This is a genomic window from Psychroflexus sp. ALD_RP9 (genome assembly GCF_017311165.1).
Classification (GTDB): domain Bacteria; phylum Bacteroidota; class Bacteroidia; order Flavobacteriales; family Flavobacteriaceae; genus Psychroflexus.
The window spans coordinates 1,632,946-1,654,448 of record NZ_CP062973.1; the positions used below are offsets into that span (position 1 = coordinate 1,632,946).

17 protein-coding genes are annotated in these 21,503 nt (G+C 34.8%); 5 read left to right on the forward strand and 12 right to left on the reverse strand.

Translation table 11 applies throughout. From position 1 onward, the window contains the following. Window positions 1–29: 29 nt before the first annotated feature. Window positions 30–380: an IS3 family transposase gene (locus tag IMZ30_RS07560; RefSeq protein ID WP_207037723.1), complete on the forward strand. Its 351-nt coding sequence runs from the start codon at window positions 30–32 to the stop codon at window positions 378–380. 1,254 nt (window positions 381–1,634) lie between these two features. Here the strand turns inward: IMZ30_RS07560 and IMZ30_RS07570 are convergent. Next, on the reverse strand, window positions 1,635–2,681 hold the full coding sequence (locus IMZ30_RS07570; RefSeq protein ID WP_207037725.1) for an RHS repeat domain-containing protein: 1,047 nt from the start codon (window positions 2,679–2,681) through the stop codon (window positions 1,635–1,637). A 338-nt stretch (window positions 2,682–3,019) separates the two neighbouring features. On the opposite strand from IMZ30_RS07570, the gene IMZ30_RS07575 reads away from it, so the two are divergent. After that, window positions 3,020–3,268 carry a hypothetical protein gene (locus tag IMZ30_RS07575; RefSeq protein ID WP_207037726.1) on the forward strand — a complete coding sequence of 83 codons (249 nt, stop codon included), beginning with the start codon at window positions 3,020–3,022 and terminating at the stop codon, window positions 3,266–3,268. 279 nt (window positions 3,269–3,547) lie between these two features. On the opposite strand, the gene IMZ30_RS07580 is transcribed toward IMZ30_RS07575, so the two are convergent. The 3 genes from IMZ30_RS07580 to IMZ30_RS07590 all read right to left on the reverse strand — a co-directional run bounded on the left by IMZ30_RS07580 (window position 3,548) and on the right by IMZ30_RS07590 (window position 6,973). Next, on the reverse strand, window positions 3,548–4,435 hold the full coding sequence (locus IMZ30_RS07580; RefSeq protein ID WP_207037727.1) for a tyrosine-type recombinase/integrase: 888 nt from the start codon (window positions 4,433–4,435) through the stop codon (window positions 3,548–3,550). Beyond that, on the reverse strand, window positions 4,422–5,357 hold the full coding sequence (locus tag IMZ30_RS07585) for a tyrosine-type recombinase/integrase (RefSeq protein ID WP_207037728.1): 936 nt from the start codon (window positions 5,355–5,357) through the stop codon (window positions 4,422–4,424). The genes IMZ30_RS07580 and IMZ30_RS07585 overlap by 14 nt, the downstream gene beginning before the upstream one ends. 86 nt (window positions 5,358–5,443) lie before the next feature. Continuing rightward, complete coding sequence (locus IMZ30_RS07590; RefSeq protein ID WP_207037729.1) at window positions 5,444–6,973, reverse strand: hypothetical protein; 1,530 nt, start codon at window positions 6,971–6,973, stop codon at window positions 5,444–5,446. A 153-nt stretch (window positions 6,974–7,126) separates the two neighbouring features. On the opposite strand from IMZ30_RS07590, the gene IMZ30_RS07595 reads away from it, so the two are divergent. Further along, on the forward strand, window positions 7,127–7,462 hold the full coding sequence (locus IMZ30_RS07595; protein ID WP_207037730.1) for a helix-turn-helix domain-containing protein: 336 nt from the start codon (window positions 7,127–7,129) through the stop codon (window positions 7,460–7,462). Window positions 7,463–7,522: 60 nt separating this feature from the next. On the opposite strand, the gene IMZ30_RS07600 is transcribed toward IMZ30_RS07595, so the two are convergent. Continuing rightward, on the reverse strand, window positions 7,523–7,900 hold the full coding sequence (locus IMZ30_RS07600; RefSeq protein ID WP_207037731.1) for a hypothetical protein: 378 nt from the start codon (window positions 7,898–7,900) through the stop codon (window positions 7,523–7,525). A 4-nt stretch (window positions 7,901–7,904) separates the two neighbouring features. Next, a complete protein-coding gene (locus tag IMZ30_RS07605; RefSeq protein WP_207037732.1) occupies window positions 7,905–9,005 on the reverse strand; it encodes an RHS repeat-associated core domain-containing protein in 1,101 nt (366 codons plus the stop codon). Window positions 9,006–9,343: 338 nt separating this feature from the next. Here IMZ30_RS07605 and IMZ30_RS07610 point away from each other — a divergent pair, with 338 nt between their 5' ends. Continuing rightward, on the forward strand, window positions 9,344–9,592 hold the full coding sequence (locus tag IMZ30_RS07610; RefSeq protein WP_207037726.1) for a hypothetical protein: 249 nt from the start codon (window positions 9,344–9,346) through the stop codon (window positions 9,590–9,592). 279 nt (window positions 9,593–9,871) lie between these two features. On the opposite strand, the gene IMZ30_RS07615 is transcribed toward IMZ30_RS07610, so the two are convergent. The 3 genes from IMZ30_RS07615 to IMZ30_RS07625 form a co-directional block, all read right to left on the reverse strand. Next, a complete protein-coding gene (locus tag IMZ30_RS07615; protein WP_207037727.1) occupies window positions 9,872–10,759 on the reverse strand; it encodes a tyrosine-type recombinase/integrase in 888 nt (295 codons plus the stop codon). Beyond that, window positions 10,746–11,681, reverse strand: a complete 936-nt coding sequence (locus tag IMZ30_RS07620) for a tyrosine-type recombinase/integrase (protein ID WP_207037728.1) — start codon at window positions 11,679–11,681, stop codon at window positions 10,746–10,748. The genes IMZ30_RS07615 and IMZ30_RS07620 overlap by 14 nt, the downstream gene beginning before the upstream one ends. Before the next feature lie 86 nt (window positions 11,682–11,767). After that, on the reverse strand, window positions 11,768–13,297 hold the full coding sequence (locus IMZ30_RS07625) for a hypothetical protein (protein WP_207037729.1): 1,530 nt from the start codon (window positions 13,295–13,297) through the stop codon (window positions 11,768–11,770). A gap of 153 nt (window positions 13,298–13,450) precedes the next feature. Between IMZ30_RS07625 and IMZ30_RS07630 the strand changes: the two genes are divergently transcribed. Next, window positions 13,451–13,786 (forward strand): helix-turn-helix domain-containing protein, encoded by a 336-nt coding sequence (locus IMZ30_RS07630; RefSeq protein ID WP_207037730.1) that lies wholly within the window; start codon window positions 13,451–13,453, stop codon window positions 13,784–13,786. 60 nt (window positions 13,787–13,846) lie between these two features. Here IMZ30_RS07630 and IMZ30_RS07635 read toward each other — a convergent pair whose 3' ends face one another. Genes IMZ30_RS07635 through IMZ30_RS07645 form a run of 3 tightly spaced genes read right to left on the reverse strand, consistent with a single transcriptional unit; the run spans window position 13,847 to window position 21,499 of the window. Next, the gene (locus IMZ30_RS07635; protein WP_207037731.1) at window positions 13,847–14,224 is read right to left on the reverse strand and encodes a hypothetical protein; all 378 of its coding nucleotides are present in this window, start codon (window positions 14,222–14,224) and stop codon (window positions 13,847–13,849) included. Window positions 14,225–14,228: 4 nt separating this feature from the next. Beyond that, window positions 14,229–18,701, reverse strand: a complete 4,473-nt coding sequence (locus IMZ30_RS07640) for a DUF6443 domain-containing protein (RefSeq protein ID WP_207037733.1) — start codon at window positions 18,699–18,701, stop codon at window positions 14,229–14,231. An 11-nt stretch (window positions 18,702–18,712) separates the two neighbouring features. Next, complete coding sequence (locus IMZ30_RS07645) at window positions 18,713–21,499, reverse strand: hypothetical protein (RefSeq protein ID WP_207037734.1); 2,787 nt, start codon at window positions 21,497–21,499, stop codon at window positions 18,713–18,715. Between the last annotated feature and the right edge of the window lie 4 nt (window positions 21,500–21,503).

Below are 21,503 nucleotides of genomic sequence, written 5' to 3' on the forward strand. Positions count from 1 at the left end.
AATAATTTCATACTGAAGCAAGACGAAGCATGAATGCCCCACCAGTAGTGAAAAAGATAACGGCAATGACCGCTGAATTTCCGTTCTCTAATGCGATGTCTGAAACCACTCATCGTATTTATAAATCAGAGTTTGTGGGTGGTAAACATTCAGAAGACCTAGCATCACATATTGCAAGCCTTAATGACTTTATGGAATATTACAATCATCACAGATATCCGTGTCGTCTTTACGGCAAAACGCCCATGGAAATTATCAACGGTCAAGAAATCGATAAACAACTATTTACTCAACAACTCAAAGAAGCCAAACTCAAACGGCTTGAAGCTAATCGTAATTTTAATGCGTGCGTAGCTAGGATAGGGTGTAAGCCGTCTTAATTCTACTAAAAATTTACAAATCAGTATGATTTATAGTACGTTTTAATAGTTCAAGACGTCTCATTTAAGTTTGAACTATCGCTTCAAGAGACAACTCTATATTTTAATACTTTAATGAACTTAAGCGGTGTGGTTACTAAGATTTAAAATAGTATCATAATCCAATCTCTTTATCCATAGGTATTGTCCCAACTCCTGTGCTGAGCGAAGCCGAAGCATTGGAACACTTTTATCGCGGTTTTTCCGAGTTGTAACGTGCTCAACCTTGATGGGGATATCCCTAAAGAAGTGGTCATTGAAGATAAACAAGCACAGGAACAATTAAGGTTAATATCTGAACTGGATACCAATGACAGAGCTATTATCTTTAAAATGATTGATTCCTTCCTGACCAAAAAGAAGTTTAAAGACTTCTTTCAAAAAAATGTAGCTTCGCTTTAAAGCACAAAAAAATGGAGTGGCTTTCAGAAACGCGATTTTGACATTTTGCAAAGGTTCATGCCATATATAATAACACTAAATTATAATTATTCTTGTTATAACGCCAGGCAGATTAAACAAAACATGAAATAAAATACAATATTTTAATCCATAATTTAATCTAATGAAACCTAAAGCAAGGCTAAACGTATATATTGGTATTAGATAAAAGTAATATAAAAAGCTATTATTAGGAAACATCAGATTAAAGGAGTTAAAATGCAATAAAGTGAATACTAATGCTATTATATAAAATATTACATTAAAATATTTGTTCCAAAAATTTTCTATACTGTTCATTTTCTTTTTGTTAAATAAATATTGATAAATAGTAAAATAAAAAATAAAGAAAATTGATAGTAGTAAGTATGTATTATAAATAGTAACCCCCATTACTTCTAAATCAAATAAAGAATTAAATAACTTTACAGAAATTAAGCTTGACAAAAGGGAGCAAGATATTCTGAAAGATTTAATGTTGAATTTCCCAAGCCATAACCTAAAGGTAAATTCTTCAATAAATGGAGAAATAAAAAGCAATGATATTAAGGCTAAGTATAATTCATTATTATTCAAGGTTTTCGCATCTGCATTAAATTCTGATACATAAAAAAATAATTCATATATAATATTAATTGCTAAACTACATATTAGAAAAAAAAGAAAAATAAGAATATACATCTTAAAAAAGATAAATATTTTCTTGGTTCTATTCTTATTTTTAACGATCTGATAAGGTTTTAATAAATACGATATAGTATTAAACATAACTTATTATTTGTTTTTAATTTTTTCAATCATCTGTTCATATTTTTTAATTATCGAATTTATTTTATGTTGAGTTTTTCTACTAATTTCATCTTGTTTTGATTGTGGAGCGATTGTACCAGACCATTCATCATTCAATTCTACAGTAACGTTCCCATACATGGCTAATATACTTCTTAATAAAACCCTTTGCGCAACCACCTCTCCCTCTTCAGCTTTGCCAGCATTTCTTGTTTTTGTTATTTCTAATAACATTTCATTAATCAGTATCATTTGCTCTAAAAGTTTTTTTCGACTTCTATGAATGGCTTCAATCTCTATCAACAATTGTATAACTTGATCTTGGTTTCTTTTTAATTCAGCGACATAACTAATTTCGAAAGCATCTACAAAAATTTTGGCGTCTTTATCTAGTCTTACTGCTTCATCATACATAAATGTTATTACTTCTTCTGTAAAAAAATTATCATCTTTGAAATCTTTTAAAGTATCATCTTCCGGAGTATGACCTATGGAAACTAAATTATTTTTTGTTCCATCCCAATTCTCAGGATCATGTACTAGATATATATTTCTATCTCCATCGTCTCTAACATCCAAAATATTTCCATTTTCATCAATAAATGTTGATGCAAGCTCTTCAGGTGCGTGAGAAAATAAGCCTGTTGGATCTACAAAATTTATTGGATTATTATAGCAGTATTGGTATGGGTTAATTGAAGGTACTATTTCGGTTAAGGGATCTATATTCATCCACCTTCCAAGTGAAGCATCATAATTCCGCGCTCCAAAATCCAACCATTCTAAGCCAAGCTCGTCGTTTTCTTCTTTGCCATTGTAACCGTACGGGTAATGCTCGCCGTTGACCACATTATTATACCCTTTATGTTTCAGACCAAAGGGATAGTAGTTTATGCGTTTTTTTTCTTCGGACGCACTTTTTTCAGAGTGTACCAACTCCAAAAAATTAAAAAAATCGGTATCGAGTTTCTTGCATCCCATTGAGCCACTAATATACGGATTGGTATTAATTCCCTCGCAACGCCAACCCAATTATTTTTATCAAAACATCCCTTGTCTTGGTGTTGCTCCCTTTCCTTGCTTGGGCTTCCGCTCCTTTTGGCCAGCAACACTTTTTTGATGTTTAATGATTGGTTTTATCGGTAAAAAAGAGTTGCCAAAAAGGCCAGAGCAAAAGCCCTTTCCAAAGCTATGTTTACATAACGGTCTGTTATAGTAACATTCATTTGATTTCTGTACTATAACGCCATTATGTAAAATATCCGACTGATGCCTTTGCGCTCGGTTCTGAACTCGGATTGATATTTATGTTATTGATTTAAAAGATTGCGTCCGACTAACGCCCTGCGGTTGTTTCATTTTAAAAGCTGATGCAACTCCAACGCTTTATTCCGCCTCTGTTACATCAACTTTTAAAACGTTTGAAGCGGAACAGACGTTTTAAAAAGATGGAGATTTACAAGCCCCGAACTTCGTTTTTGGCAATAACCTTAATCAATCTTCAGCTTTTTAAAATGATAGCCACTTATGCGGCGATTGAGCATAATAAATTAACTTTCGTAGTGCGCTGGCAGCAGCGTTGGGCTTTCAGCGTGGGCGATGTCGGCAATTTTACATAACGCAATTTATAACTGCACAAGCTGACCGATTTTGTCAACTGTAAACTCTGATTGTGCATTATAAAGCTCCTGCGTTATGTAACTTTGCTTTGGGTAAGTTTTTATGTAGTAGCTTTTTGCAGGGAACAGCTCTTTGCTTTTTTAAGGATCCTGTTTCTTTAAACGACTAAATTTCCTTAAAAAAGTAATGTGCTGTGTGAGCGTTGGAACATAAAAACTTACATTGCGGTGGCGAGCGGAACAAAACAAAAAACTGGGTTTTGTTTTGTGGGGATTAATTCAGCTAATCGGATGGAAGTTGTTCACGATTTCGTGCAAGTTCTCCAAGTCGTCTTGTAAATATCTTTCGGTGGAACTGATGTAACGATGTCCAGCTAAATATTGAACCTTTCTTAAATTATATTGCCCTAACCAATTTGTAATTACCGATGCCCTGATTTGATGTGCATTATTTACTTTGTGATTAATCTTTTTCAGCTTCTTGACAATCGCTAAAATGGTATTTGATAATCGTTTATTATTTGGAATAAAAAGACGTTCACTTTGCACATTTTTACGTCTTACGATTTCTTCCCTTATTTCCTTTACATATTCCAATAGTTCTATGACTTGCCACGATTTTAGCTCCAGCATTCTTGCATTACTTCGTTTACCACTTTTTATATAAATCTTGCCTTTGTAGAGTTCTAAATTTTCAAGTTCTAACTGTCGTAATTCGGTTGTGTTCAAGCCTTGGTAAACCATTAAACCAACAATAACTTTATTTCGTTTTGAGGTGTACTTGTGATATTCTTCTTGGTAATTTTCTGTATCAAAACTATAATATAAGTCTTCCAGTTCATCAGCTTCCAATAAATTATAGTTGATGATTCTTTTTGCTCCCTTTAGATTAACATTCTCTATTGGATTATCTGCTCTGTAATTTTCAGACATTAAAAACTTGAAGTAATTTTTTACAATATTTATACGTTTTTGAACTGTAGTTTTTGTGTTCTCTTTTCTCTGTAAATACTTGATATATTTTAGCATTTTATTATAATCTATATACTCTGGATTTGTATGGTTTCGTTTGCACCATTTTATAAATAAATCTATGTGATTACTGTAATTTTCGATTGTGCTTTTACTGTAATTTTCTTTATGCAAATACGTTCTATATTCCATCATTTTCTATTGTTTTAAGTAAGTGTGTGTAGATTTGGGTAGATTCCAGAGAACTATGGCCTAAAAAAGTTTTTATGCTTTCTAATGGTACATTTTGTTGCAATAAATGTGTGGCGATACTATGACGTAAAATGTGTAGTGTGATTTCTTTTTCTGCAATAGTTTTATTGTTGGTTGCTTGTACGATTGCTTTTAATCTGTTAGCAAAACTCATTCCTTGCATTCGCTTTCCTTGTTGGCTTACAAAAAGAGCTTCCGTAGCTTTTGCATTGTAAAATTCTGGTCGAGCTTCGTAAATGTAATCTTCCAATATTTCTGCATTCTTTCGGTTGATTGGCACAAAACGTTCTTTATAGTTTTTTCCTTTTCTAACAAACACTCGTTCCTTATCAAAATATATATCGCTTAAATCCAAGTGTACTGCTTCGTTTCTTCTTAATCCGCAACTATATAAAACGGTTAAAATAGCTTTGTCTCTTAATTTAAATCTGTTTTCACTATGACTAAATTCTGTTGCTCTGAACAATTGCTTTATTTCTGATTGTGTAAGTATATTTAGCTTTTCTTCGGTTGGTTGTTTCTCTGACTTTAAATGTATGTTGATGCCTTTATGATTGTGATTTTTCAAGTATTCACTAAACTTTTTTAGAGCCTGTTGATGTTTGTTCAAATAACTTTTACTTAATGCTCCGCTTCGTCTTTCATTAACTCGCTGTTGTAAATAACTGTAATAGTCTTTGACCGTTTTTGTAGTAATATCATTGATATTGTTAATGTTATACTGTTCCAGATAATGAAAGAACTCTTTTAAGTGATTTGGCAAGTAATACACCGTACTTTCTGCATAACCCAAGATGTCCAACCATTCTTTATAATTGGCAACGAACATTTTAAAAACTTCGTTTTGTAGTTTTAACTTTTTCACTTCGGTATGTGGCTTTTGTGGTTTTGTGAACCGATTGCCTTAACTCACTGTAAATCTTTTGTTTAATCGGTTCAAATAGGTTTGGTTCAATCTGAACCGTTGGCTCGATTGATTTTATCGATACAATCCTGTAACGCCTTTTGTATGGTGGCTTTTAGGTTGCTGTATTCTTCTTTGTCTGCCAGTTCGTAACGATAGGTTTTCTTGTTCTTGTCCTTTACCCTTACAATATTTTCGGTGTCCAATAATTCTAAAAAACGTCTGCGAACTGTTGATTTTGGAAGCCTTATCCATCTTCGGACTTCTGCATTTGTAAATGTGGTTTGATTTTCCTGTACGAGTATAAGTTTCAAAAATTCAAAGAAGCTTCTACACGCACCACTCAACAAATCGCTTTTATGTAGCAGTGTTTCAATGATAAGTTCGTTGGCTTCTTCTATATCTTCAATCGTAGTTTCTATATATTCTTCGCCTGTTTGCTCGTCATATTTTTTCTCTCTTTGGAACTGCTTATAAAATGTAATGACTTCTATAAATTGTAAATAATGGCTGTTGGTTCTACGTGGTTTAAATACGGATTGTGGCAACTCTAAATATTCTGCAAAAGGATTGATAACCTTGATTGGTTTTAAGATACGTTGTAGATTCTTTAGGGTTTCCCTTGCTTTTTGTTCTGCTTCTAAATCTATTTTTCCAGCACTTAATTTGCGTTGGTAATCCATTATTCTTTTATCCTGTTCTTGGCTTTCATCAATGTAGAGTAGGAACGAGCGATTACTATTATCTTCGTAAATACTTTCCTGTGTGGTACATCCTGCAACACTTACAGGTCCTTCAACCGTTAAATGGATTGTTCGTGTTGTTCCTTTGGTATCTTTGTGAACAACCGTTTTAGTAATTCGTTTTTTGGTTTGTAATTCCCGCAATGGATAGAGTACGCTTTCTGCTCCGTCCAAATCTTCTATTAAAATTAATTTGTGTTGTAACTCTGTGCGATTGAAGTAATAAAATGCGTTGGCACTTAAAACTGTCATTTCTACTTTATCTTCTTGTGGTATCAGTTCCGATACTTTGGATTGTAAATGTGTTTTTCCTGTTCCGGAACTTCCCAAGCTGATACAATGCAATGGGTTATTTGTTTTGCGAGAAGTAAATATCAAGTACATTGTTTGCCTGTTGTATGCTTCGCCGATTACTCCAGACTTTCCAATAAGTTCATTGGTCTTTTTTAGTAAATCTTTTCGTTTTGCCAGTTTGATAGCTTCCTTTTCTTCACTTGCCGATAATTCTTTAAAATAGGGTTTGTGTAATTCTGCTTCTTTTTCGAGTAATAAAAAACGATAGTTTTCCAGTTCGTGGGTAAGCTCCTGTAATGTTCTACGTGCTACGCTTGTTCCTATTTCCAACCGTTCTGCAACTTTTCTCGTGAACTTCTCGACTTGGTTATCGTTGTACAGGTCTATCGAGTGCCTTAAAATATTGTGCTGTTTGGGTTTCTGTATGGATAATGTTATTCGTAAACTCTCTAATTTGTTGAGTTTAATTCCACCTAAAACGTGAGTTTCAAGATGTTTTGTGATGTAACTGTAGTTGTTCGGGTTACTCGTATCTAACATTGTTCAAAAGTTTTTAAAACACATTATTGGATACAAAGAAACACAATAATATTTATTTGAACAATATTTTTATGTTTTTATAACTACTTTAATGTTTATATATTTGCTAAAACCTTTGATAATACGTGTATTGACACATAATAATATATATTTATGAGTTCGTTTGGTAAAAAATTGACAGAGTGCAGGAAAGCTAAAAACCTATCTCAAAAAGAACTGGCGAGTATTTTTAATACGTCCCATACCACCATTGGCAAGTACGAACGTGATGAGATGACACCAAGTATTGAAGCCGCTAAAAAACTGGCGAAGATTCTCGATACTACTGTTGGTTATCTGTTGGGCGAGAGTGACAATGCAAACTTGTTCAAAGACCCTAAAATGTTGCAACGGTTTCAGGATATTTCTAACCTTGATGACAAGGACAAAGAATGTTTGTTAACTACCGTCGACCATTTTATAAAGGCTTCCAAGATTAGTGCTATGTAACAAAAAAACCTCCTCGTTAAAGGTGGTTTCAATCTATATCAAATTTTATTAAAATTATTCTTACTTCCTTTTCAAAATCACATTGTCGAGCTTCAACTTATTTTTGTCTTTTACTTTAATTACAAACTCTCGTTGATTCATATAACCATTTGATAGTTTCTCGGCTATACTTTCATTATCAGAACATTTCAAAAGCAAAGTATCTGCTGTATGCTTCCAAACGCCTTCACATTTGGGATTAAAATCGTGTCCTCTTATACTCAAAATAAACACACTATCTTCTTTCAGCTCTAAATTATATTGAGTATTTGAGCCTTGAATTTGCCCTTTTGACAAACCATAAAAACTACCTATTAAATCATCATCACTAACATTTTTGTATGTAGAACATCCAATACAAAAAATCAGTAATACTAATATTAAAATCCTTATTCTCATAGCATTATTTTATTTTGGTGTAAATGGTAGGCACTATACTTTTTAAAGTAGCATTTGCAGGTAATGTTTGTAATGTACTTTTTAACTGTGGGTAAGCCTTTATCAAATCGTTACGTGTTGAATTAATATTTACAGGACTTATTCCTGTATTGGCTGTTCCTCCTTGTTTATATGGTTGATTTCCTGTTGCTGGGTCTGTTACTCCCTGTACCCAACTTGGGGTTATCTGACTTTGAGAATTAAGACCACCAACACTTGAAGGGTCATAAGCCCATTGCGCTTTATAACCTGCCACTTCATCATAAACATCTTGAGCCAGTGTATTACCAGTAGATGAATCAAAAGCTATATCGCCTGTTTCAAATTGTCCTGCGTGTGTTGTTTCGTGTGTAAACAATGCTGTACCGCTATAGCTGATAACAATTTCATTAGTAGAAGTATCTAACTTAACACCGTTTTGTGCTGCTCCAGAATCTAAACTATAAACTTGTTTACTCGATTCTAAAACACCTAAATTGGAAACAGCATCATTAAGACCATTAACCCTATCTTGCATATTTCCAATACGACTGGCAAGTTTTTTGGCACTCCATCCTTTTTCAGCAGCTTTAGCATTCAAACCATCAATTTTACCTTGAAGCTTATCTCTTTGAGCTATGATATTTTGTTTTTGCTTATCAAACTCTTTCTGGCTTCCTGGTGCTATTTGCTTACCATCAGGGTCTATAAAGATTATCGGATTATTTCCAACAAAACCGTATGGCGTTATATCTTGATACTTTTCCGCTAATGGGTCAACATTAAACCACCTACCAAGAGCAGTATCGTAATTTCTTGCTCCGAAGTCGTGCCAATTTAAACCAAGTTCCTCTTGGTTCTCTTTCCCTTGATAATCATAAGGATGATGCGTTCCATTCACCACATTATTGTAACCTTTGTGAAGTCCACCAAAGGGATAGTAGTTTATGCGTTTTTTTTCTTCGGACGCACTTTTTTCAGAGTGTACCAACTCCAAAAAATTAAAAAAATCGGTATCGAGTTTCTTGCATCCCATTGAGCCACTAATATACGGATTGGTATTAATTCCCTCGCAACGCCAACCCAATTATTTTTATCAAAACATCCCTTGTCTTGGTGTTGCTCCCTTTCCTTGCTTGGGCTTCCGCTCCTTTTGGCCAGCAACACTTTTTTGATGTTTAATGATTGGTTTTATCGGTAAAAAAGAGTTGCCAAAAAGGCCAGAGCAAAAGCCCTTTCCAAAGCTATGTTTACATAACGGTCTGTTATAGTAACATTCATTTGATTTCTGTACTATAACGCCATTATGTAAAATATCCGACTGATGCCTTTGCGCTCGGTTCTGAACTCGGATTGATATTTATGTTATTGATTTAAAAGATTGCGTCCGACTAACGCCCTGCGGTTGTTTCATTTTAAAAGCTGATGCAACTCCAACGCTTTATTCCGCCTCTGTTACATCAACTTTTAAAACGTTTGAAGCGGAACAGACGTTTTAAAAAGATGGAGATTTACAAGCCCCGAACTTCGTTTTTGGCAATAACCTTAATCAATCTTCAGCTTTTTAAAATGATAGCCACTTATGCGGCGATTGAGCATAATAAATTAACTTTCGTAGTGCGCTGGCAGCAGCGTTGGGCTTTCAGCGTGGGCGATGTCGGCAATTTTACATAACGCAATTTATAACTGCACAAGCTGACCGATTTTGTCAACTGTAAACTCTGATTGTGCATTATAAAGCTCCTGCGTTATGTAACTTTGCTTTGGGTAAGTTTTTATGTAGTAGCTTTTTGCAGGGAACAGCTCTTTGCTTTTTTAAGGATCCTGTTTCTTTAAACGACTAAATTTCCTTAAAAAAGTAATGTGCTGTGTGAGCGTTGGAACATAAAAACTTACATTGCGGTGGCGAGCGGAACAAAACAAAAAACTGGGTTTTGTTTTGTGGGGATTAATTCAGCTAATCGGATGGAAGTTGTTCACGATTTCGTGCAAGTTCTCCAAGTCGTCTTGTAAATATCTTTCGGTGGAACTGATGTAACGATGTCCAGCTAAATATTGAACCTTTCTTAAATTATATTGCCCTAACCAATTTGTAATTACCGATGCCCTGATTTGATGTGCATTATTTACTTTGTGATTAATCTTTTTCAGCTTCTTGACAATCGCTAAAATGGTATTTGATAATCGTTTATTATTTGGAATAAAAAGACGTTCACTTTGCACATTTTTACGTCTTACGATTTCTTCCCTTATTTCCTTTACATATTCCAATAGTTCTATGACTTGCCACGATTTTAGCTCCAGCATTCTTGCATTACTTCGTTTACCACTTTTTATATAAATCTTGCCTTTGTAGAGTTCTAAATTTTCAAGTTCTAACTGTCGTAATTCGGTTGTGTTCAAGCCTTGGTAAACCATTAAACCAACAATAACTTTATTTCGTTTTGAGGTGTACTTGTGATATTCTTCTTGGTAATTTTCTGTATCAAAACTATAATATAAGTCTTCCAGTTCATCAGCTTCCAATAAATTATAGTTGATGATTCTTTTTGCTCCCTTTAGATTAACATTCTCTATTGGATTATCTGCTCTGTAATTTTCAGACATTAAAAACTTGAAGTAATTTTTTACAATATTTATACGTTTTTGAACTGTAGTTTTTGTGTTCTCTTTTCTCTGTAAATACTTGATATATTTTAGCATTTTATTATAATCTATATACTCTGGATTTGTATGGTTTCGTTTGCACCATTTTATAAATAAATCTATGTGATTACTGTAATTTTCGATTGTGCTTTTACTGTAATTTTCTTTATGCAAATACGTTCTATATTCCATCATTTTCTATTGTTTTAAGTAAGTGTGTGTAGATTTGGGTAGATTCCAGAGAACTATGGCCTAAAAAAGTTTTTATGCTTTCTAATGGTACATTTTGTTGCAATAAATGTGTGGCGATACTATGACGTAAAATGTGTAGTGTGATTTCTTTTTCTGCAATAGTTTTATTGTTGGTTGCTTGTACGATTGCTTTTAATCTGTTAGCAAAACTCATTCCTTGCATTCGCTTTCCTTGTTGGCTTACAAAAAGAGCTTCCGTAGCTTTTGCATTGTAAAATTCTGGTCGAGCTTCGTAAATGTAATCTTCCAATATTTCTGCATTCTTTCGGTTGATTGGCACAAAACGTTCTTTATAGTTTTTTCCTTTTCTAACAAACACTCGTTCCTTATCAAAATATATATCGCTTAAATCCAAGTGTACTGCTTCGTTTCTTCTTAATCCGCAACTATATAAAACGGTTAAAATAGCTTTGTCTCTTAATTTAAATCTGTTTTCACTATGACTAAATTCTGTTGCTCTGAACAATTGCTTTATTTCTGATTGTGTAAGTATATTTAGCTTTTCTTCGGTTGGTTGTTTCTCTGACTTTAAATGTATGTTGATGCCTTTATGATTGTGATTTTTCAAGTATTCACTAAACTTTTTTAGAGCCTGTTGATGTTTGTTCAAATAACTTTTACTTAATGCTCCGCTTCGTCTTTCATTAACTCGCTGTTGTAAATAACTGTAATAGTCTTTGACCGTTTTTGTAGTAATATCATTGATATTGTTAATGTTATACTGTTCCAGATAATGAAAGAACTCTTTTAAGTGATTTGGCAAGTAATACACCGTACTTTCTGCATAACCCAAGATGTCCAACCATTCTTTATAATTGGCAACGAACATTTTAAAAACTTCGTTTTGTAGTTTTAACTTTTTCACTTCGGTATGTGGCTTTTGTGGTTTTGTGAACCGATTGCCTTAACTCACTGTAAATCTTTTGTTTAATCGGTTCAAATAGGTTTGGTTCAATCTGAACCGTTGGCTCGATTGATTTTATCGATACAATCCTGTAACGCCTTTTGTATGGTGGCTTTTAGGTTGCTGTATTCTTCTTTGTCTGCCAGTTCGTAACGATAGGTTTTCTTGTTCTTGTCCTTTACCCTTACAATATTTTCGGTGTCCAATAATTCTAAAAAACGTCTGCGAACTGTTGATTTTGGAAGCCTTATCCATCTTCGGACTTCTGCATTTGTAAATGTGGTTTGATTTTCCTGTACGAGTATAAGTTTCAAAAATTCAAAGAAGCTTCTACACGCACCACTCAACAAATCGCTTTTATGTAGCAGTGTTTCAATGATAAGTTCGTTGGCTTCTTCTATATCTTCAATCGTAGTTTCTATATATTCTTCGCCTGTTTGCTCGTCATATTTTTTCTCTCTTTGGAACTGCTTATAAAATGTAATGACTTCTATAAATTGTAAATAATGGCTGTTGGTTCTACGTGGTTTAAATACGGATTGTGGCAACTCTAAATATTCTGCAAAAGGATTGATAACCTTGATTGGTTTTAAGATACGTTGTAGATTCTTTAGGGTTTCCCTTGCTTTTTGTTCTGCTTCTAAATCTATTTTTCCAGCACTTAATTTGCGTTGGTAATCCATTATTCTTTTATCCTGTTCTTGGCTTTCATCAATGTAGAGTAGGAACGAGCGATTACTATTATCTTCGTAAATACTTTCCTGTGTGGTACATCCTGCAACACTTACAGGTCCTTCAACCGTTAAATGGATTGTTCGTGTTGTTCCTTTGGTATCTTTGTGAACAACCGTTTTAGTAATTCGTTTTTTGGTTTGTAATTCCCGCAATGGATAGAGTACGCTTTCTGCTCCGTCCAAATCTTCTATTAAAATTAATTTGTGTTGTAACTCTGTGCGATTGAAGTAATAAAATGCGTTGGCACTTAAAACTGTCATTTCTACTTTATCTTCTTGTGGTATCAGTTCCGATACTTTGGATTGTAAATGTGTTTTTCCTGTTCCGGAACTTCCCAAGCTGATACAATGCAATGGGTTATTTGTTTTGCGAGAAGTAAATATCAAGTACATTGTTTGCCTGTTGTATGCTTCGCCGATTACTCCAGACTTTCCAATAAGTTCATTGGTCTTTTTTAGTAAATCTTTTCGTTTTGCCAGTTTGATAGCTTCCTTTTCTTCACTTGCCGATAATTCTTTAAAATAGGGTTTGTGTAATTCTGCTTCTTTTTCGAGTAATAAAAAACGATAGTTTTCCAGTTCGTGGGTAAGCTCCTGTAATGTTCTACGTGCTACGCTTGTTCCTATTTCCAACCGTTCTGCAACTTTTCTCGTGAACTTCTCGACTTGGTTATCGTTGTACAGGTCTATCGAGTGCCTTAAAATATTGTGCTGTTTGGGTTTCTGTATGGATAATGTTATTCGTAAACTCTCTAATTTGTTGAGTTTAATTCCACCTAAAACGTGAGTTTCAAGATGTTTTGTGATGTAACTGTAGTTGTTCGGGTTACTCGTATCTAACATTGTTCAAAAGTTTTTAAAACACATTATTGGATACAAAGAAACACAATAATATTTATTTGAACAATATTTTTATGTTTTTATAACTACTTTAATGTTTATATATTTGCTAAAACCTTTGATAATACGTGTATTGACACATAATAATATATATTTATGAGTTCGTTTGGTAAAAAATTGACAGAGTGCAGGAAAGCTAAAAACCTATCTCAAAAAGAACTGGCGAGTATTTTTAATACGTCCCATACCACCATTGGCAAGTACGAACGTGATGAGATGACACCAAGTATTGAAGCCGCTAAAAAACTGGCGAAGATTCTCGATACTACTGTTGGTTATCTGTTGGGCGAGAGTGACAATGCAAACTTGTTCAAAGACCCTAAAATGTTGCAACGGTTTCAGGATATTTCTAACCTTGATGACAAGGACAAAGAATGTTTGTTAACTACCGTCGACCATTTTATAAAGGCTTCCAAGATTAGTGCTATGTAACAAAAAAACCTCCTCGTTAAAGGTGGTTTCAATCTATATCAAATTTTATTAAAATTATTCTTACTTCCTTTTCAAAATCACATTGTCGAGCTTCAACTTATTTTTGTCTTTTACTTTAATTACAAACTCTCGTTGATTCATATAACCATTTGATAGTTTCTCGGCTATACTTTCATTATCAGAACATTTCAAAAGCAAAGTATCTGCTGTATGCTTCCAAACGCCTTCACATTTGGGATTAAAATCGTGTCCTCTTATACTCAAAATAAACACACTATCTTCTTTCAGCTCTAAATTATATTGAGTATTTGAGCCTTGAATTTGCCCTTTTGACAAACCATAAAAACTACCTATTAAATCATCATCACTAACATTTTTGTATGTAGAACATCCAATACAAAAAATCAGTAATACTAATATTAAAATCCTTATTCTCATAGCATTATTTTATTTTGGTGTAAATGGTAGGCACTATACTTTTTAAAGTAGCATTTGCAGGTAATGTTTGTAATGTACTTTTTAACTGTGGGTAAGCCTTTATCAAATCGTTACGTGTTGAATTAATATTTACAGGACTTATTCCTGTATTGGCTGTTCCTCCTTGTTTATATGGTTGATTTCCTGTTGCTGGGTCTGTTACTCCCTGTACCCAACTTGGGGTTATCTGACTTTGAGAATTAAGACCACCAACACTTGAAGGGTCATAAGCCCATTGCGCTTTATAACCTGCCACTTCATCATAAACATCTTGAGCCAGTGTATTACCAGTAGATGAATCAAAAGCTATATCGCCTGTTTCAAATTGTCCTGCGTGTGTTGTTTCGTGTGTAAACAATGCTGTACCGCTATAGCTGATAACAATTTCATTAGTAGAAGTATCTAACTTAACACCGTTTTGTGCTGCTCCAGAATCTAAACTATAAACTTGTTTACTCGATTCTAAAACACCTAAATTGGAAACAGCATCATTAAGACCATTAACCCTATCTTGCATATTTCCAATACGACTGGCAAGTTTTTTGGCACTCCATCCTTTTTCAGCAGCTTTAGCATTCAAACCATCAATTTTACCTTGAAGCTTATCTCTTTGAGCTATGATATTTTGTTTTTGCTTATCAAACTCTTTCTGGCTTCCTGGTGCTATTTGCTTACCATCAGGGTCTATAAAGATTATCGGATTATTTCCAACAAAACCGTATGGCGTTATATCTTGATACTTTTCCGCTAATGGGTCAACATTAAACCACCTACCAAGAGCAGTATCGTAATTTCTTGCTCCGAAGTCGTGCCAATTTAAACCAAGTTCCTCTTGGTTCTCTTTCCCTTGATAATCATAAGGATGATGCGTTCCATTCACCACATTATTGTAACCTTTGTGAAGTCCACCAAAGGGATAGTAATTGTTCTCTTCAACAATTTCAAGACTACCATTGTTGTCTTTATAGGACAATCTAATATTCCCTAAATGGTCTTTATATTGATAGACATACTCAAAGCCACCTTGGTTATCGGGTTGTAGGTAGCCTTCTGGGTGAGAGAAGAATTTAAGCTGAGGGCTGTTGACGCCGGAATATTCATAGATAAACCCATTGTCATATTGGGTATGTGTAATAGTCCCGAGATTTGCGGTATCATCTTGTAAAAAAGTACCTGTATTGACGATTTTCTTTAATTTAACGCCTGTAGCATCGTAAATGTAACTAATTTCTCTGTTTTGATAGCCTGAAGTATTAAAAATAACTTTAGTAGGTAAATTTAAGTGATTGTAGTCAATATGTGTAATAGCTTTGTTTTTATCATGAGTCATATTGCCATTTACATCGTAGGTGTAATCATAAGCTGCTTTGTGAGAGCCATCCTTAAAACCTTCATCATCTGCTGTATCGTTTACGGCTTTTAATTGATTGGAGTTAGGTTGGTAAGTATAATCTAATTGGTCAATGATGCCTATGCTGTGGTCTTGCTTAGCCCCATAACGTCTTAAACCCATAATATTGCCATTATAATCATAAGTAATATTGCTAAGGCTGAAGTTTTCTAGTTCACCATCAAAGAGACCAGTCATGGCATGCGGTGTTAAATAATCAGCTGCTTTAATACGGTTAAGGGCATCATAGTGGTAGGCGTAGCTCCGTTTTTGGTTATGGGTATTTTGGCTTCGCCAATGGGTTTCAGAGATGTTGCCATTGTACAAAGCTGTTGTAGCATTATCTTCGGGATTATTGTAATTTAATTTAAAGGCAAAGAGCTGGTCTGGGTTGGGGCTATCAACATCATTAATGCTTTTTAGCCAGCCTCTAATATTATAACTGTAATCTATTTCTTGTAGACCATTGGTGTTTTGGTAATTTGTATTACTGCTGTCTTGTCCACCAACTTTTTTACTGATGAGTTGCCCGAGTTCATCATAGTGGTTAAAGACAATGAGTTCCTCACCTTGTTGATTAATGTTTTGAGTTTGCTTGAGCAGTCGTCCAGCGTGGTCGTAAGTAAATTTATCAACAATAGTGATGTTGGTTGGGTTCAAGCCATTTTTATCATGTGTTGTTGTGGTTTCAAGTACTTCACCAATAAAGTTGAGCTTAGAGTGGGTTTTAGTTTCAGAGTTCAAGTATTCGTTAATAGAATGGGTATAAATAGCTCTGGCTTTGTCATCATATTTAGTGAGGCTTGTAATCCATTGGTCTGTACCTAAAACGCGCACATGGCCACCAGTTGCTAAAGTTTTGGTATTGGTGGTAAAGTTACCATTGTTAAGGTTACTGGAATAAATAGAGCTGGCTTCAGCTTGTAGACCTCTAAGGTCAAAGTTGTAGTCATCGTAATAGTTAACGGTGTAAATCTCTAAATGTTCAATATTATTGCTAAACAAAGCGGTGTTCGTATAGTCAATTTCTAGCTGTCCACTAGCGATTAAAGCTTGTCTAGGATGGCGAGATTCGTATAAGTTTGTGTTGTGATAACTGAGTTGTTGCCAAAACTCACGCCCCATATGTCTGATGAAAGAACATTTACCAGTATAGGCCACTCTACCAAAAGCATCATATTTGGTAAAGAGCCATTGGTGGTTTTGTCTTAGCTTGGCATCTTGGGTTAAGACAGGACGGTTAAGTTTATCATAAACGATGTATTCCCAGCCTTTACCCGGTATTTTTTTCTTAACAAGGTTATTGCGATTATCATAACGATAAATATACCCTAAACCATCAATCAAGCTTTGTTTTACTTTTTGGGGATATCTAATAATAGGCTGTATTTGATAAGGCGGTTGGTTAAAAATACCTACCTGCCTAAAGTCTTGGGTTTGAACTTGTACATGATTATTAACTAACTTAAAAACCGCATTTGGTCCATCCATATGTCCTAAGAAAGCCAATTCTCGATTTTCGATTTGTCGGTTAAGGTCAAGATTAAGATTTAGCTTGGGGTTAAGCCCAACAGCCACATTAGTGTTAATATTTAAGATAAACTGTACAGTGTTATTTTGATCAACAGCCACACTTAAGCCACCCACAGCGCCATAATCATTTGGGATAACAGCCGTAGCAAGGTCAGTACCTTCAGGAAGATCGTTAAAGGCTCTTTTATAATCAAGGCGTTCACGTTCTGGCATATCAATTAACTCATACCAAGGGAAAAACCTTTGATAACTGAGTTTTTGACTACTGTTTAAACTAAGGTTTAGTCCAGAGACTTTGCCTTGTCCTTCGATGTAGAGTTGGTTGCTTTTGATATAAAGTTTATAATTGTAATCAAGCCCTTGTAGGCGTCCAACTTCTGTATCTTTAAAATTACCAAGAGGTTTAAGGTCAGCAATCATACCCTTATGTAAAGGGATTTCATTCGCAAAATTCATGTTGATATTAACCAAAAGATGACCGTTGTCTTGTTGCAAGACTAAACCGCCTTGACCGCCGTAGGTTTCAAATAAGTCTTGGTGCACGAGGCTTTGATCGTCATAATCGGCTAAATGCTTTTGGTACTGATCAGCTAAGCTTTTATCAACTTTAGCTACTTGAGTCCACGGCACAGCGATGCCACCTTGTAAATCAGCTGAGAAATTATCAGCTTGGAGTTGGTAGCTTAATTCAGGAGATAAGACATAACTTAAATTACCATAATCATCGTACACATAGTAGGTGTCATGGGCCTGTCCATTATCATAAGTACGTTTAAGGACCACTTGGCCTAACTTGTTTTTAAACTCTTCAGTGGTGTGGTCATGAGCTTGAGCTTGGTTGGGTTGCCAATTTTCATCTTTAGTAATGCTTTTATAAAGCTGTTGCGGCGCATAATAACCACGATCTACTAGTATATGCGGTACAGTAGAAGTGGTGTCAGTAAAGCTCACATCAAATCGTTTCACCTCACCTTGGGTATTGGTTTGGTAATCAAATTTAATGGTATGATCTGTATCATGAGCGAGTTGTACTTGCCAATCATTTCCGGGAGCACCTTGTTCAAAGACACGATTGAGTGGTGAACGCTCTAGATGCTTTTCGCTGTAGGCTAATACGCCATCAGCAGCACCGTATCTGTTGGTATAAAAATTTTCTTGAAGAGCTAAAGGATTGGTTCTTAAACTTAAAGAAGACGGGTTTAAGCTATCGCTAAACGGGAGGTATTCTTTAGTTTGTCGGCCTAAACTATCATAGCTAAAAAAAGAGATGATGTCGTGAGAAGACGGGCTGTTGGCTTTAAGCACTTGTTGGATCGGTCGCCCTAAACCATCAAAATACTGGACGCTTTCAGTAGCCTGCGAAGTCGTAGGATTAGTTATAGAGTTACTGGTAGCTTGTCGATAACTGGTGGTTTTGATATAGTTTTGGTCTTGATCTTGAGCAGAAGCCATTATGCTAAAACACAAGGCTATCGTAAGAAAAGCTATAGAAGAAAAGTGTTGTAAAGAAGTCATAATAGAGTTGATTATTGGTTAGATGTCTGACGGTAGTTGTAGTCGTATTCCTCTACGATATGGCCCTGTTCATCTTTGATGCGTTCTAAGCGATTAAACGCGCCATATTCGTAGTAAAGGCTTTGTCCTCTAGGGTCAGTCACTGAGGTAACGCCAATTAAAGGGTCGTAAGTATAGGTGGTGATCTGAGCGTTTGAATAAGTGCTTCTAAGCTGCTCTAATAAATTTCGTAAATCATCTTCCGTTTGTTGGCAGTTAGCACCTAAGCAGTTAGCATCAGCATCGGCGGCCGCTTGAAGGCTAGAAATAAGGCTAGGGTTAATTTGATTGTAGGCGATATTAACAAGTTTTGCAATGGGTTTAGAGTTATGATAGCCATAAATATAACTGATAGGAACATCGCCAGTTTGTCTAACCTGTAAAACATTAGAGTCTTGGTCGTATTGTTCATACTTGATTTTAGAGTCTAAAGCTTGTTTCCCTTTAGAAAAAAAAGTTTCTTTTAAAATAGGTGAGGGGTCAAATTGTTTTGCTAGCCTAGAGGTTAAGGTATTATTGTTGTAAGTTACTACAGCAATGGGGCTGCTAATACGGTGATCATCGATTAAAGCTTGAACATTCCAATCAGTATTATACCATTGAGGTAAAATATCTGGGTAGTAATAATTGGTTTTGGACTGTTCAATAATAGTACCATCATTATAACTTACATAATCTTTAGATTTTGTAGAAAAATTAAATTCTGAATTGTAGTACTCGAAATGAGTAGTTGTAGAGACCTTATGTGTACTTGAATTCTTGTAATAATAGCGGTCTTCTGTAACAGAATTAAGCTTTAAATAACCTCCGGTGATATAGTAGACTTTATAATTGACAGGAACAGTTGCATTAACATTAAATGGAAAGCCTTCATAGTAAAAAGCCGCTAAAGGTATTTTCCAACTATGACCTTTAGACCAATGAGGTGATTGAAACACATCAGAATAATTTTGATTGATAGTGTTGCCGGATAGATTACCTTGATCTGGATGCATAAAACTTGGTCCGTTAGTGAGTAGTGATTCATGCGATTCATAGTCAACGGAATAATGATAATCAACTTCTTTTAAAAGCTGCTTATTGCCATTTTTGCTATATGAAAAACTTCGCTCATTTAAAAGCTGACCATCAATCCATGAATTTGAATCAGCAAGCACAAATGGATAGTCAGTAAAGTCATTAAAATCGTCGTTAACAGAATAACTCAGAACTTTTTCACCATTAAAATGATATATATCAGTTGGGATATTAATTCCTTCACCATTATTTTGTTGAGCCGTCTTTGTGCCAGTCTTTACAATAACCTGACTATAAACATGTTTACGGCCTTGAAAATTATTAAAAAGGGAGTTGGTATAATTACCTGTTATAACATCGTAGGTGTTATCAGGTCCAGTTGATGGTGCACTTGGATAATCAAAAGACACAAAATAGTTCGGTAAACCAAATATATATCCTGAATCTTTACCGAGATCAGTTTCATAATCAAACTGATCTACGGCTAAATTTCGAGGGGAACCGGTCTCGTATGATTCTATTTGTTTAACACGTGATCCTGGGCCAACTAAGTAGTGTTCTGGGTATTCATTATCTTCCCAGTTCATGATAAAGTTAAAACCTTCGTAACTTTCGGGGTCGTAGTTTCCGCTTTCGGTTTCTACTTTTAGAACATAATTTCCTGTTGGTAAAGATGGTGTCCAATTCCAGCTGCCATCGCAACTACGTCCTTGCTGAAAACTTTCGGTCGTTAAGCAATCCGTTTCATCAAGTCGATAATCCCAAACAATTGTATTGTTTACAGGGTTAATAATTTTAAATAAATAAATTACATTGCTGTTGCTTTGGCTGTTTTCAGAGGTATAAAAATCAGTTTTCTCAACTTTATAACTAAAGTTTGTAGCATCATTTCCAATATTAAATGGGATAATATAAGCGTTTTGTGAATGATTAAAATAAGTATTATAATTTAAAGGGCTGGCTGATACATGATTAGTTGGATTTTGTCCAGATGGATTGATGAGTTCCGTTTCAAGATGTTGCAATTTAGAGGATATATAACCCGCTTGTGGTTCATAGGTGAATTTTTTAACAAGTCCTGTTGGGTATTCTACACTTTCAATAAGCCCCAATTTGGTATAGGTCGGATTAACCCTTCTATCGGCTTCCCCAAAAACCAAATTATTACCATTGTCTGCGCCATTGTAATAGCCCCAATAATCTTGAGCAGTAGTGAATTTATGGGCGATAGCAGTAGAGTTGTAGTTAAATTTATAGCGAAGGCTTTCAGAAGTATCGCTCAAATGGTGATTGATAACCTCATCTAGTCGAAGGCGTTTTTGTGCATGACTGAATAAAGAATGATTTCCTGAATTAAAATAATTGGGTAAATTCTGTTCAGATTGTGTTGTAGAACTGAAGTAACTCTGTTTTAATTCGATGTCTTTATTTAAAACAGCAGAATTGTCTTTACGCATAAAAACTTTAATACGTTCAAGAGCTTTTGCGCCATTCTGATCGTTATAAATGTCCTCACGATTGTCTTGTGAGTAAATAAACTCGACTCGAGTTTTGTGATAAGTAATAGATTTAAGATAACGTTCAATGTTTTTAGTGACGTTGATAGTGGTCGTTAATTGGCCGTTAGCATGCTCGTCTTTAACTGTATTGTAGGTTAAATAATGAGACTCTGGGTGATAGTTGAAACTTATTTTTTTACCATTGAGCAACTGAATTTCAGTAAGATTCCATGAGGTGTACAAACCC